This window comes from Pseudoalteromonas sp. MMG012 (assembly GCF_018100875.1).
Lineage (GTDB): Bacteria > Pseudomonadota > Gammaproteobacteria > Enterobacterales > Alteromonadaceae > Pseudoalteromonas > Pseudoalteromonas aurantia.
In genome coordinates, this window is record NZ_JAGJEF010000020.1 from 1 (window position 1) to 15,409 (window position 15,409).

Sequence of the window (15,409 nt, forward strand, 5' to 3'; positions counted from 1 at the left end):
GCCCCCCAACGCATAAAAATTTGCCGTGGTGCTAATGCCTGTCGCTTCTATGCCTAATAACTCAGACCAAATCTCAACCAGCCCTAATTCAGTCTCTGTTTGCGGGGCAACATACTCTGTTTCTAAACTCTGACTCTCGATCGCTGGTAAAGCCTTTCTATCTACCTTACCATTCGATGTAAGTGGCCATTCACTTACAACCACAATTAAACTCGGCACCATATGCTCTGGTACAGCACGACCCAGTGACGCTTTTATATCCGCTACAAAGGTACCCTTATCATCTTCTAGTCGCGTATCTGTTGGTTTGACATAGCCTATCAACTGCATTGACCCCGCTACCTCCTTGGCCAACACCAATGCAGAATCAACCAAAGGCGCATTCCCTAACTGATGCTCTATTTCTCCTAACTCTATACGTAGCCCACGGATCTTCACTTGATGGTCGATTCGACCTTGATATTCTATTTCACCATCTTCTCTAACGCGTGCTAAGTCACCTGTTTTATACAATCGCGGTGAACTATCTGGCAAACCCGCTTCTAAATAAGGGTTATCAATAAACCGCTCTGCGGTTAAGGTCGGCTGATTTAAATAACCTCGCGCCAATCCATCCCCTCCGATATGCAGCTCTCCTATCGCACCCTGTGGCACCACATTTAAATGCGGATCTAACACCATCAACTGAATATTATCTATGGCTTTTCCTATCGGAACACCACGACTAATGTCACCCGCACAATCCCAATAACTCACATCTATCGCCGCTTCCGTCGGACCATATAAATTATGTAACTCAGCCGTCGGTAAGTTGTCTCTAAATGCCTTTACATGACCCTGTTGTAGCGCTTCACCACTACAAAAAACTTGTTTCACACTGCCACTATTTTTAAACTCGTTATGCTCTAAAATAACCCCTAACATCGAAGGCACAAAGTGCATTTTTGTGATCCCTTGAGATTGGATCAAATCACACAAATACTCTGGGTCTTTATGGCCATCGGGTTTAGCCACCACAAGCTGCCCACCATATGCCAATGTCCACACAAACTCCCACACCGACACATCAAAGCTGTAAGGGGTTTTTTGCAGCACTTTATCATCCGCAGTCATCCCATACTTATTGTGCATCCAGTGGATCCGATTAAACAATGCTTGGTGCTCTACCATCACACCTTTTGGCTGCCCTGTTGAACCTGATGTATAAATCACATAAGCCAAATTCCGCGATAACACCTCTGAGTTCTCGTCATTGTCCGCCGATATATGCTCAAAGAGTGTTTTATCATCTAATGCAACAAGCTCACCAGTAAAACCCCCTAGTTGCTGCGCGGTATCGCTTTGGGTTAATACCACGGATAATTCGGCATCCTCTAGCATATAGTTCAAACGCGCCTGTGGGTAACTTGGGTCTAATGGCACATATGCGCCGCCGGCCTTCAAAATACCTAAAATTCCTATCACCATTTCCAGCGAGCGTTCCACACACAAGCCTACCAAACTGTCTGGCCCAATAGCATGATGTTCCCGTAGGTAATGCGCCACTTTATTTGATTGCTCGTTCAACTGCTTATACGTCAGCATTTTATCTGCAAAGACCACCGCAACCTTATCTGGTTGCTGTTGGGCTTGCTGCTCAAATAAGGTATGAATACAGGCTGTTTTATCGTACGCCACTGATGTCTCATTTAATGTATGAGTCAAGTGGTAAACTTCCTCTTGCGCCAACATAGGTAAAGAATGAATGGCATACTCAGGCTGTGCTTGCAATGTGCTTAATGCAGATAACAGTGTACATAAATGCTGATTTAGCTGGGTAATATGGGCATGCGTAAACAAACTGGTATCATATTCCCATGTTAAGCCCAACCCCATATCACTGAGACTCATATCAATGTCTAAATCATATTTGGCGCGAATAAAGTCACTCTGGTAGGTTTGTAACTCGACATGAGGTAATTGAAATGACTTTGTGCTGCTGTCATCGTGAATACCATAATCACTATTGGTGGTCATGACTATCTGGAATAAAGGGCCGTGCAATGAACTACGGGGGATATTTAAACGTTCGACGAGCTTCTCAAAAGGCACATCCTGATTTGATTGCGCATCTAAGTGTACTTGCCTGATATGCGACAAATATGCGCTCAGCGTATCATGATTGGTATTTGCTCTGAGCACCAATGTATTGGCAAAAAACCCAATCAAAGGGTTTATCTCTGATTGTAACCGGCTTGCAACTGGGGTACCAATAACAATATCAGAGCTGTTACTGTGCCGAGCCAACAATAACGAAAGTGCACCATGTAATAACATAAAAGGGGTCAATTGATGCGCTTTTGCTACCGCTTGTAATTGAGTTGCAATGTGCGCTGATAATTGCCCTTGCACAATCGCTACTTTACGCTCTTTTTCATTTGAGCGGGCTTTATCTAAAGGCAGGGTATGCTCTGCGGGTACATCCGCTAGTTGTTGCTCCCAATAATTGAGCTGCTTTTCAAGTACTCCCCCTTCTAAATAGGTTCTTTGCCACTGTGCATAATCACTATATTGAATATCTAACGGGGCCAATCCACTTTCTAGGCCTTCGCTATAAGCATGGTAGAGGGTAAAAAACTCTTTTAGAAGTACTTCCATTGACCAACCATCGGAAGCGATGTGGTGCATATTCAGCAGTAGTACACCTGACTCTGAGGTCTGTTTGATATACCCGACACGAAGCATCACGTCTTGTTTTAAGTTAAATACCTGACGGGTCAATCGGGTCGCTTGTTCTGCCACTTCTGACGTTAACGTCTCACCTGTGAGATGGGTTAAATCTACCTGTGTAATCTTGAAATCAACATCAGACATCGCTCGAACGACCTGATATGTCTCTCCTTGCACTTCCCGGTATACCGTGCGCAGTACTTCATGACGTTCAATGATGGTGCTAAACACTCGGGTTAATAAGGGGAGGTCCAACTCTCCTGACACCTCAAAAGCGATGGGCATATTATATTCTGTTGTGCCCTCTTGAAGATTATCAATGAACCAGAGTCGTTGCTGTGAATACGATAACGGGATGTTCACTTCGTGAGTGGGATGCTTAATTATCTTTTTATATCCGTTGGTATTTATATAATAAACAATGTGTTCTTTGTGCTGTTTTATCCGTTGGATCAGTGCAGGGTCTGGCTGCTCACTGTCAAAGCCTACCTTTAATTGATCATTATCAACTACTTCAAATGAGAATAGCGCCTCTGAACACTCCGCTATCAAGTCTTTAATATTTTCCACTGAAACTCTACCCTTAATATTTAAAATAGCCCTATTCTTAATGACGGTTACCCACACTGCGAACAAAACTTAATCGTGATATTACATCTATAATAATGTGTTGTGACGCTCATCCTATCCGTTGCGATATGTCGCAGCTGCCACGTAAATTCCAATAACTAAAAAAATAATGAGCATGCTTTTAAGTCTTCTCGGCGAAAGCTTAACTTGCTCATTTACCCTCTTTCAATTTCTCATACCCATAAATTAATGTGAACTGTTGTAATAACATCGACTAAACAAAGCGTCACAAAAGCAATAATGCCAAAATACGCACAACGGTTGCCTCGTTTCGATTTTTGTACGTTCTTATTCTATTCAATAAACAACAACCACTTTATAGGAACCTAGCATTTAACTGATATCTAATTGCATCAACTTATGACTCACCTTATGCCACTCTTATGGTCGCTTTAGTCATGTTTGAATAAATTATAAATCACCGATATTTATATTTAACGCCCTTGACGACAATAAACATTGCTTTTTTTACTTCTCAAAATATCATCAATTTTTGATAACAATCCTATTAGACATGATCCCCTTACGTACAACATCAAGATATAGTTTGGGTTAGCATGATTTTTTATCTGCTCTTCGCACCAATAGTGTTTACCCGATAAACCAATAGCAAAAGTCATCCATTGGACTAAGATTCTACACAATTGCGTAGGAAACAATATTGACATTAAAGCGAGTACTTCTTAGTTTACCGCTAATTTAATTTAAAAAGCAATACCCTTTTGAAGCTGATGTGAGGTGATATTACCAAGACGTGGGTTCATTTATAGCGTAAGCAGGCGATTTTTAAATATGGCCTGCTCCAATCATTCACGTTACGCTAACCGGATTGTAACTCCCCCAAAAAATGAAACAGTTCATAAGTAGAATTTTCCATTAACTAAAATAGGAAAATTTACGATGAGAAAAAGCAAGTTTACCGAAACTCAAATTGTCAGCATGATCAAAGAAGCTGAATCAGGTATTCCAGTGCCTGAAATTTGCCGTAAACAGGGCATCGGCCAAAGCACATTTTACAAATGGCGCTCAAAGTATGGTGGTGTTAAACGCCTCAAAGAACTTGAAGAAGAAAATCGTAAGCTAAAAGATATGTTTGCAACGCTGAGCTTAAAACACTCGATGCTTGAGGATATCATTGCAAAAAAGCTGTAAAGACAAGTAGACGCAGAGCTTGGGTTGAACATTTAAGATCCCAATTTAACATCAGCGTCGCATTTGCTTGTGAAGTGGCAGGGCTAAGCCGCTCAGTTTTTTTATTACAAACATAAACGGCCATCAGATGATGAGGTTATCGACGCATTGCTAGCATTGGTCGAACGTCACCAAAGATGGGGGCTGCCCAAACTATTTAAAAGGCTTCGCAATAAGGGAAAACCTTGGAATAAGAAGCGTGTTGAACGAGTTTACAACATGCTAAAACTCAATTTGAGACGTAAAGGAAAACGCCGTGTACCAACGAGAACGCCAGAACCATTAAGTGCCCCACTGCAACATAATGAATCTTGGTCAATGGACTTTATGAGTGATGCACTAAGCTACGGACATCGCTTTAGAACATTGAATATACTCGATGACTTCAATCGACAAGCATTAGCGATTGAAGTTGATACCAGTTTAACGGCTGAGAGAGTGATTAGGACATTAAAACAGATCATTGCTTGGCGCGGTAAACCAAAGCAAATTAGAGTAGATAATGGCCCAGAGTTTACTTCGACTATGTTGGAAACGTGGGCGATGGAAAACAGTATTAAGCTTGAGTTTATAAAACCTGGTAGCCCTTATCAAAATGGCTTTGTGGAAAGATTTAACCGAAGTTACCGTGAAGAAGTGCTAGATTTATACTTGTTTGAATCACTGCAAGAAGTACGTGAAATCACAGATGAGTGGTTAGATATCTATAATTACGAACGACCTCATGATTCACTTGGTGATATGACACCAATTAGTTATCTTGAGGCTGCATAAAATTCTACAAAAGAGCTGTACTAAATTGGGTGGAGTTACAGGATTACCTCTTGCCAGCCATGATTTTTCATCAACTTAGTTGCATGTAAATTGTGCTTTTTATCTATATAGTCAATATTGTGCTTTGCTGTTTCTTTTCTCACCATCTTTATAATGTGGATAGTGAATAGATTCGAAACTATCCATTAATTGGCACTTGCAACTATAACTCCTCAAGCACTGAAATACTCACCACATAGCGCTCTCAAAGGCAAAACACCAATGGAAAAGTATTTCATGGTCTCGAATAAAACTCCTTTCTCAGATGAAATTTTAGACCGCTATAATGTTAAAAATAAAAGGGGTTGAGATCCCAATTACAAACACAATTTAGAGGTCGCCAGATTGAAACGAACTCTATAAATCACACTTATAATTCTACGCAAGATCTATGCTACATTAGGTGGAGTTACATTATCCTTAATCTCTAAAATAACCCTATTTTTAATCAGGGTTACCTGTGTAGTGTAATGTACTGCCATAACAGGTAACCTTTTGTGTAAAGCAAACTATGACATGTATGCCACTATCATGATTAATTGCTTAAATAGCAGATAATACAACACTGTGAACAGCCCAGTTCACCGCTCACTTTACTCATGCTAAATAACCTCAGCTCTGGATAAGCGAATTTGCCCAATAAAGCTATTTTTCTCACTCTCGGCGTTGCTTTCATTTGTAATAGCCTGCTATTACTGCATAAAAGCGCCTTGATATTGAACAAAATATCATCATTTGATTGTACATAAGTTTGTTTTCAAAACATTTTCTATTCCAAAACCCTTATCCAAACCTGAGGTTAAATAAGACTTAATTTACAAATAATGTTGAGCTTACTTTTTTATTTTTCGCTTTCCACCAGCTCTCAACAATTAAGGTTCGTAAAAGCCATCGATCTTCACCATTAAATTTCGGCTCATAAGCATTACGGGAATGTACAACTCTGCGATTATCAAAAATGAGTAAGTCTCCCTCAGCCAAAGATAACGAGATGCAATTTTTAACAATCGACTCTTTGACAGCAGCCATTGCATCTTTAGACTCATTGCTACATGCCTCCATGTAGGCTGGATCGTAAATTATCTCAGGATCGGAGGTGCCATCCAACACTTGAACTTTACTGCTTTGCAATTCGCCATCATTAATAAACGTCAAATCTTCCCAAATTAAATAGTCAAATTTGCTCAGTTGCCGCTCGTCACTATCAGATAAGTTAAGATGACGCGCAGGCATTAAGTACGTCTGTACCTTGTGATCTTCTCTTAAACAAAGCAACGACACATAGTCTGCTTTCATCTCATGAAAACCATCTTCTACATGCCATTCAAGAAACACACTATTCGTCCCAACTTGTTTATTAGAATCTTGTTTTATAGGAAAAACATCATCCACTAAACCACTGGTTATTTTATCTTTAAAGTTGTACAAGTAGCCTAGAGAGACCGATACAACCGATTGTAACAGCGCAGCAAAATCACGTTCTCGGCTAATTACATCATGTTTTTTAGGTGGGGTAGGACACAGACCAGCTTGTAGAGGCAAGTTTTTTAACAGCAAATAGCTATTCGTATTACCTTTGAACTTAAACTCCAGTAATTTCTTTTTAATTCTCTCTGGAAATTTAGTCCATGTCTCTAAATAGCTATACATAATCTCTGCACCATCGTCTGATTCAACAGACTGATGTTCACCAATAATCTTTTCTATTTTCTTTTTTTCAAGCTCTGATAAAACCAAAACGACACTGGTGCTTAACGTGTCACTGTCTCTCATATTAATTATAGAGCTACACTCTTTTCTCAATTCCATATTTCCCTCCTAAGACAAATACATGTCCCGTTAAAAGTTGTCTGTGCCTGAAATCAAATAGCGCATGCTACACATCTACCAACAACCTCAAGGCCTCGTTGGCTTTTTCTTTGGTAGCCTAAAACCGTATTGCTCAATCAAAGCAATACGGTTAAAGACAATATTTTTTAACCTGCGATTAGAGGCACCTATTCATTATTTTTATATCACTATTGAGTTCTTGCTTTCAGACACCGCAGGTACGACTGCGGGTTCGGTTAACGCTTGCAACTCAATAACCTTCTCAGCAATATGCTGAATTGTCGGGTTACCAAATACGTCTTTAATAGACACACTCACACCATATTCACTATCAATAGAGGCGATTAATCGACTAATTAACAAAGAATGGCCCCCCAACTCGAAAAAGTTTGCTGTGATACTGATCGTAGTGGCGTCTAGGTTAAGTAATTGTGCCCAAGTATCGGCTAAATTACGTTCCACATCCGTTGTGGGTGCACTATATTCATCCTGCGACAAATCTGGATCTGGGAGTGCTTTCTTATCTATTTTTCCATTTGACGTCAGTGGCCAAGTATCCACCACAATAATCGCACCAGGCACCATGTAATCTGGCAAGTTGGCTTTTAGTGATGCTTTAGTGCGTGTAACAATATCTAACTGCGTACTGTGTTCAAATTCACCATCTAGTTTAATATACCCTACCAGCTGTTTACCCGTTGATGACTCTTTGGCCATCACCAGTGCAGTATCAATATCAGTCAATCCGATTAACTGTGACTCCACCTCACCCAACTCTATTCTAAAACCCCGAATTTTAACTTGGTCATCTGCACGGCCAATAAATTCTAAATTACCATCAGGCAAATAACGGACGAGATCTCCCGTGCAATATAAGACATTTCCAGTAAGATCTTGGCTCTGATTTTGTACGAACTTTTCATTCGTCAGTGTCGTGTTATTATAATACCCCATCGCTAACCCATCACCTGCCACATACAGCGTTCCAGAAACACCTTGCGGTGCTAACTGCAAATTATCATCTAATATATAAAGTGACGTATTTGGAAACGGTGTACCCAATGGCATTGAGTGCATGTTAGTTTGCGCCATGTCCTGATAATTCGCTTTATAGTAACTCGTATCGATGACGGTTTCCGTTTGTCCATATAAATTGTAAACGTTTGTTTTTTCATCAATGACTTGCGTGAGTAATGCTAAATCTTCTTTTTTCCATGCTTCACACCCAATCGATATATGCTGAAAGCTCGTTAATCGGGCTTTATTCTCCAATAAGTGACTAGTCAGCACTCTAATAACACTTGGCACAAAATCACCGTAGCTCACTTGATGATGTTCTATTAGTCCATGAAGATCACTCGGAGATATCAGCGTTTGGTACGAACAAATAACCAGCTTGCCACCATTACTACATAGCGCCTTAACAATATCGCCCAACAAAATATCGACCGACAAACCAGCCATTTGTAACACTGTGAGCGGCTTCTTATCAATTTCGAATATCTCATCCCAACCTACTTTCCGCGCAATTAAGGCTTTATGCTGAACCATAATCCCTTTGGGTTTACCAGTTGTTCCTGACGTGTAAATTACGTACGCCAAGTTTTCAGACGTTAAGCTTATTGATGCCTTATCAATGTTATCAATTGAATACTCGGTAAAAATAGACTCGCCATCGACCTCCTGATCCAGTATGAGCAGTTTACCCTCAACGCTAGACAATTTATCCGTCAAATGAGCCTGAGTTAATACAACCTCCGGTGTTGTATCCTCTAGAATATCATTGAGTCGCGACTGGGGGTGTGTAGGATCAAGTGGCACATAAGCCCCCCCAGCTTTTAAAATACCCAGTATACTTATCACCATTTCCAATGAGCGCCCCACACATAACCCCACCAATGTATCAGGCTTTACACCATGATTTATCTGTAAGAAGTGAGCAATTTGGTTGGCTTTTTCATTGAGTTGTTTATAAGTGAGTGATTCATTTTCAAAGGTCAGTGCAACGCCCTCTGGGGTTTTTGCGACCTGCTCTTCAAATAACTCATGAATACACTGTTCATTAGGGTACTCTAATTGCGTACTATTGAGCGTATGGACAAGATGATGAACTTCTTCTTGAGGTAAAATTGGCACAGCATGAGGTGCTTGCTCTGCCTGAACGTCCGTATGGCTGAGATTATTTAACAATTCACACAAATGCGTGTTCAACTGAGCTATGTGAGACTCTGAGAACAAACTCACATCGTAGATCCAATTTAAGCTCACACCTTGCTCATTAATACTCACATTCAGCTCTAAATCGAACTTAGACTGAATAAGGTCTGATTGATGCGCCTGTAATTCGACATTTGGTAATTGAAAACACTGGGCATTGCTATCACTATTAACACCAAAATCACTGTTCGTCGTGAGCATGATTTGAAATAACGGACTGTGTTCTGTGCTTCTTGGTACCTTTAAGCGCTCTACCAATTGTTCAAATGGCACATCCTGATTTGACTGAGCATCCAAATTCACCAATCGAATATGTTCAAAAAAACGAGAGAGCGTCTCATGATGCGTGTTAGTGCGCAGCACAAGTGTATTAACAAATAAGCCGATCATCGGCTCTAGCTCAGCTTGAAGGCGATTTGCTATTGGTGTACCAATCACAATATCAGCGCTATTACTGTGTCTGGCCAATAGCAATGACAAGGCGCTATGCACAAGCATGAAAGGTGTTAAATTATGATTTTTAGCCAATTCTAACAAACCTTGCGCAAGGTTACTTGAAAGCTCATGTGTAACAATGGCACCGATATGTTGCTTTGTTTTGGGTCGCGGATAATCACACGGTAATGAGTGTATCATTGGCGCGTCATGAAGTTGCTTTTTCCAATAATTTAACTGTTTATCTAACACCTCCCCCTCTAAATATTCTTTTTGCCAATAAGTATAATCTGCGTACTGAATATCCAGTGGTGGTAATGGGTTTTCCTGCCCTTCACTATACACATGATATAAGGTAAGAAATTCTTTGATCAATACTTCCGTAGACCATCCATCCGATGCAATATGATGCATATTGAACAATAATACACCTGAATCAGATGCTTTTTTCACATAGCTGACACGCAACATTAAATCTTCTTTTAGATTAAATGGCTGGTCCATATCATGACTTATCATGGCGTTCACTGCGACAGTAAGCGCATCATCGCTCAAATGAGTGCAGTCTTCTACTTTAATCTCAAAATCAATGTCAGATACATCACGAATATATTGATGTGCACGTCCGGCTTCAGCAACGTACACAGTACGTAGCACTTCATGACGTTCTAAAATGGTGGTAAATACACGCGACAATATCGATAAATCCAGCTGACCTTTTACTTCAAAAGCGACCGGCATATTGTACTCTGCCGATCCCCCTTGCAAGCTATCTATGAACCAAAGTCTTTGTTGTGCATAGGACGTGATTATTGAATCTCCAACTTGTGCCGGCCTTGCTTTTAACTGCGGTGCGCCCGACGTGGCGTATTCTTCTAACAATTCAACAATGTCACTTTTCATGGCCACTATTTGTGCTTTAATCGTATTATCCATCGCGCCGGGAGGCGCTTTAAAAGCTAACTTACCTTTTTCTAAATAAAGTATAATGCCCTTACTATTGGCCTCTTTCAATAAATCTACAACATTCATAATAATCCTCCCTCCATCTCACTTACTTCGCTATCGTGTGTTGCATTTAGTAAGATCATTGGTTCTAAATACGCTGCCAATTCGGCAATTGTTTTATTTTGAAATAACACTCGGACGCTAATATTGACCTCAAATTGCTCTTGGATACGATTAAGTACTTTCATCGCCAACAATGAGTGCCCCCCAATGTTGAAAAAGTCATGAGATGTCCCTATCGTCATCGACGTATCCAATAGCTCTTGCCAAATAGCAACCAACTTAGTTTCCACATCCGTTGATGGCATCACATAATCCGCACTTGTGTAATTTAAAGCCAATGTCACCAACGCTTTCGAATCCAGCTTACCATTTGATAAATAGCTAAACTCTTCTAGTTCGATCAATTGGGTTGGTACCATATATTCAGGTAACGCGCCTTTCAATTTCAGGATGATCTCTTGCTCAGACACCTTGGCACCAATGTAAAACAGAGACAAACTATTACCGACCACCTTACATTGTGCTTGTTCCGACAAACCATTATTTATGACAAACATGGATACTTCCTCAGGTTCAATCCTAAATCCATTCAGTTTCACCTGATCATCAAGTCGCTCCAGATACATTAAGTTACCATCGGATAAAATTTGTACATGATCACCGGTTTTATAGAACTTGGTAGACGCTAAATCACAGTACTCAAGCGCAGCAGCAGTGAGTTCATCTTGTCCATAATAGCCAGAAAATACCGAGTCTCCACTAATTTGTAGCTCACCCGATTCACCAATCTCTGCAACCTGGCCACCTTCCGTTATTACTCGGCAGTTCAGGTTATTAATTGGATACCCAATTGGCACAAAGTCAGTCTGTAAACGCTCATCAAATCGCCAAAATAGTGCATCAATACAGCACTCTGAAGGCCCATATAAATTTACAACGTCACAATTGAATGCATTCTTTGCATTGAGTGCTGTTATGGTTCTTAACGCTTCTCCCCCACAGAAAATAGTGTCTAAGTGATATGTCTGTGATTCAGAGTTTGATTCTATTAACAAGTCTAATAATGAAGGCACAATCTGCATGCGCGTAATATGCTGTTCAGTCAAAGTCTGTTTAAATAATGCCTGATCATAATTGATTGCCTGTGGCGCTATTACCATGGTTGCACCAACCATTAGCGGACTCCAAAACTCCCAAATAGAAGCATCAAAGCTTGCTGACGTTCTTTGTAAAAAGCGGTCTTGAGAGTTAAACTTGAACTCTTCGTTTATCCAAGTCATATGGTTAAGTAGCGCTTTGTGGCTAATGCTAACCCCTTTCGCTTTACCCGTCGAACCAGATGTAAATAAAATATAAGCTAAGTCATCTGGTGCAATCTTAATCGCAGGCGCTGTAGTATCATATTCATGCAAATCCAACTCAGCATAATTAATCGAGTGACACCCCTCCACCATCACATCCCCTTGACAAATCAGAGAGCTGGCCTGTGCATCTTGTATCATAGCGCTGATACGCTGTGCAGGAAGATCAATATCAACCGGGACATAGGCGGCCCCTGTTTTCATAATGCCCAGCATCGCAATAACAAATTCAATAGAGCGCGTAAGGCATAGCGCAATGACATCACCATGACCTATACCTGCGGCGATCAAACAGTTCGCCAATCGATTTGCATCGTCATTAATGTCAGCAAACGTATGCTTTTTGCCATCAATTTGTATTACAGAACCACCCGTTGTGTCTGCAATGTTGGTAAACTGATCCAATACTGAATGACAACTCGCTGCAACGGTGTCACCACGGCCTTGATAAGCATGCTGCTCCTGAGTACGTACCTCACCAATGTGCTTTATTAAATCAGCTTTACAACTTGCTACAAAATATGCCATTGCCTGTTCATCCATATAACCTGTGTCATATGTAAACTGTAATCGGCTATTTTTCCCCTGATTAATAAAGATAAATTGTATTTTTAACGCTTCCGATAGACTAATAATTTGTTCAACATCACAGTGCGACGCTGACGATCTTTCAATGCTATCAAAAATGAAACTAAACCCTGAAGTTTCATGGTCATGACTTTTAATAAAGCATTCACCATAATCAACGCCCTGCTCACTTAATGCTTGCTCCTGTTTAATTGCGGTATCAAACACTCCATCCATGTCAGGAAATAAAGGCACTGCTCGACTTAACGGTCCGATAGCATCGGCAAGATCACAGTCTGCACGGCTATCAAATACTCTTGATAGCACCGCGTCTGATGAGTATCTTTTTAGTGTGTGTCTCAAACTAGCACAAATCACTTCTGCAATACTCACTTGATGTGTAAATGCATAACTCGCAATGGGATCATACAGGTCATCTAGCGCCATCGTAGCAAACGCATACGCACTTTCTGTCGCCTGAACATAACGTTGTAACGACAGCTTTTGCTCTAACGCTCGCTCACTTTTATCTCGAGACCAAAATTTACGGGCATCTAATAATTCTTCATCTAGTAGGAAATCACCTAACCAAGGTGCCAAATCTTCATATTGAATGACCTCGTCATGTAACCGCCCTTGTGCATCCTGAAGGCGGCCGTTACCTGCATCAATTAAAGATTCAGCCAAATAATTCAGTGAGAAAACATCAGTGTTCAACCCCATAACTTCAAGGTGAAGCCAACATGAATCGACCATTTCTGCCACGACAACTCGTATCCACGGTACAGTTACACTGCTAATTGACGGTGTTTTTGACTCTTTTTTCTTTTGCTCAGTGACCTCATATTCATTCAGACCGTGCCAATTCACAGTAGAAAAATGAATTGGCATATCGGTGGCAACGTGCTGCCATAACGCCCCTAATTCATCGGTTTCATAATGTGTGCGGAGGATGTCGAAACACCCGACCAACTGATGTAAGTACGCTTCAATACTCTGAGCATTTAGCATACCAGGGTAGACAGCACTAATAGCGGCAGTATTTAATTGTTCTTTATTCGTATTCTTTAGCTGATTCCAATGCGCTCGTTGGATCGGAGACGCCAGCACTTTATTATTCATTGGTTATTCCTTGTTTTTCCGGTTGATGAACAACCAAAAAATATTCATGTGTGTTTATCTAATTATCAACAAAGAACTCACGACACTTGTAAAAGCATCAATTTAATTTTAGGGAAAGTGATATTTACTGTAAAAATAAGCCTAGCTATATTTAACTTTAATATTATTAAATAATAAATTTATAAGAAGCGAGCTCTCTCTTAGTAACATCTTTGTTGCTCTAATTTATCTTCCTACAAAAAGCCCATTTCCATTTCTTCTTGCTGGGCATTGTCTGGTTCAGGAGCATAAGCACCTGTATCCGCAAAATGCTGCATTTCTTGGGCAATTTCACTTAATACAATATTGATATTATCTAGCTTTTCTTGATTTTTTCGTAATTCAACTTGCTCACCGACAATGCTAAAATCAAGATACTTTTTAAAAGAAGTAAAATCCTTGTATTGTGCATAACAACCTGCAAATAAACCTTCCCACCCAGCAAAAGGAGGTGGATATCTGAATTTATCATGCTCTTTAAAACCAAATTTAGGATTAGTAATAATCACTTTAACCGCAATGCCTATTCGTTCAAATTGAGATGGTCCTGACGAATGAAATTGATTGGCCCTGAAAATATAAGCATCACCCAATGAAGGTTTAACAACACAACTTGTTTTCATGTCACTTTTAGATAGTGTAGAGATTTTTCCTTTTGCATCATAATATAAAAAGCTTTCGTTTAAAGTACGCATATCCAGCGACGTAAACTCTTGAGCAACACTTAAGTAATCTGGCGATTGTGTTTCTCCATCAATTAAAAAGTTACTTTTCGGAAATGAATCTTCATCGTACAAACTCGGTACATCTTCCACTGTCATTACTTCAAATAAAGGCTTTTCATCTAATTTTTCTAAGGCTTTTTGACGATACAATGGTATCCATAAGTTATAACAAGGCCCCATCCATTGATCAATTGAATCAATATGCCATTGGTACTTGTTCTCTTTGTTTAACTCTGAAACCGGTCTAACCGCTGAATTTTCTAAGTTTACTGGTGCAACAAAATCATTTACATAAGCAATATCACTGCGACTTAAACCAGGATGAAGATCCTTTAAACCATCGATCACAATATCCAAAAACTCATCAGAATTCGACTCAATAAACTTCCTATTTACATAGTGGAGTTGATCATAAAAACAGTCTTTTTTTTCAATACCTGTAATTGTAGAGTGTACTAGTCCCAGTAATAGCCTATTAGGAATAGGTTTATCTAATTTCAACATAAATGCTGCACCTTTAAATACCGTAAGTTTAAATCAATAATTACATAATAAAAAATTGAGAAGTGCAAACCACCCCTCAAACAAATCCGTAATACAAATTAGAAAACAACACTAACAAACTAAGACAAGCAGGATTATCTTTCTTGAAAGTATATTCATCGCATTTATTTTATATTATTGTACATAATCAATTATTAAATATATTTCAATTAAAAACTCAAGTCAATTAATACTTATTAGAATATAAATCAATTA

General features: G+C 39.7%; 5 protein-coding genes and 1 pseudogene. 1 reads left to right on the plus strand and 5 read right to left on the minus strand.

Features of this window, described 5'->3' with window-relative positions; translation table 11 throughout:
* Window positions 1-3,279, minus strand: a 3,279-nt coding sequence (locus tag J8L97_RS09175; RefSeq protein ID WP_211048964.1) for an amino acid adenylation domain-containing protein, incomplete at its 3' end; no start/stop codon positions are given.
* Between the two features lie 960 nt (window positions 3,280-4,239).
* On the opposite strand from J8L97_RS09175, the pseudogene J8L97_RS09180 reads away from it, so the two are divergent.
* Window positions 4,240-5,304, plus strand: a pseudogene (locus tag J8L97_RS09180) (IS3 family transposase).
* An 849-nt stretch (window positions 5,305-6,153) separates the two neighbouring features.
* Here the strand turns inward: J8L97_RS09180 and J8L97_RS09185 are convergent.
* The 4 genes from J8L97_RS09185 to J8L97_RS09200 form a co-directional block, all read right to left on the minus strand.
* The gene (locus J8L97_RS09185; RefSeq protein WP_211048966.1) at window positions 6,154-7,152 is read right to left on the minus strand and encodes a TauD/TfdA family dioxygenase; all 999 of its coding nucleotides are present in this window, start codon (window positions 7,150-7,152) and stop codon (window positions 6,154-6,156) included.
* 201 nt (window positions 7,153-7,353) lie between these two features.
* On the minus strand, window positions 7,354-10,857 hold the full coding sequence (locus tag J8L97_RS09190; protein WP_211048968.1) for a non-ribosomal peptide synthetase: 3,504 nt from the start codon (window positions 10,855-10,857) through the stop codon (window positions 7,354-7,356).
* Window positions 10,854-13,886 carry an amino acid adenylation domain-containing protein gene (locus tag J8L97_RS09195; protein WP_211048970.1) on the minus strand — a complete coding sequence of 1,011 codons (3,033 nt, stop codon included), beginning with the start codon at window positions 13,884-13,886 and terminating at the stop codon, window positions 10,854-10,856. The genes J8L97_RS09190 and J8L97_RS09195 overlap by 4 nt, the downstream gene beginning before the upstream one ends.
* A gap of 233 nt (window positions 13,887-14,119) precedes the next feature.
* Window positions 14,120-15,154 carry a hypothetical protein gene (locus J8L97_RS09200; RefSeq protein ID WP_211048972.1) on the minus strand — a complete coding sequence of 345 codons (1,035 nt, stop codon included), beginning with the start codon at window positions 15,152-15,154 and terminating at the stop codon, window positions 14,120-14,122.
* Between the last annotated feature and the right edge of the window lie 255 nt (window positions 15,155-15,409).

What these genes read in the sequence shown, in the direction of transcription:
- J8L97_RS09185 (WP_211048966.1), bottom strand. Translation starts at nt 7,152, where the DNA reads ATGGAATTGAGAAAAGAGTGTAGCTCTATAATTAATATGAGAGACAGT.
- J8L97_RS09190 (WP_211048968.1), bottom strand. Translation starts at nt 10,857, where the DNA reads ATGAATGTTGTAGATTTATTGAAAGAGGCCAATAGTAAGGGCATTATA.
- J8L97_RS09195 (WP_211048970.1), bottom strand. Translation starts at nt 13,886, where the DNA reads ATGAATAATAAAGTGCTGGCGTCTCCGATCCAACGAGCGCATTGGAAT.
- J8L97_RS09200 (WP_211048972.1), bottom strand. Translation starts at nt 15,154, where the DNA reads ATGTTGAAATTAGATAAACCTATTCCTAATAGGCTATTACTGGGACTA.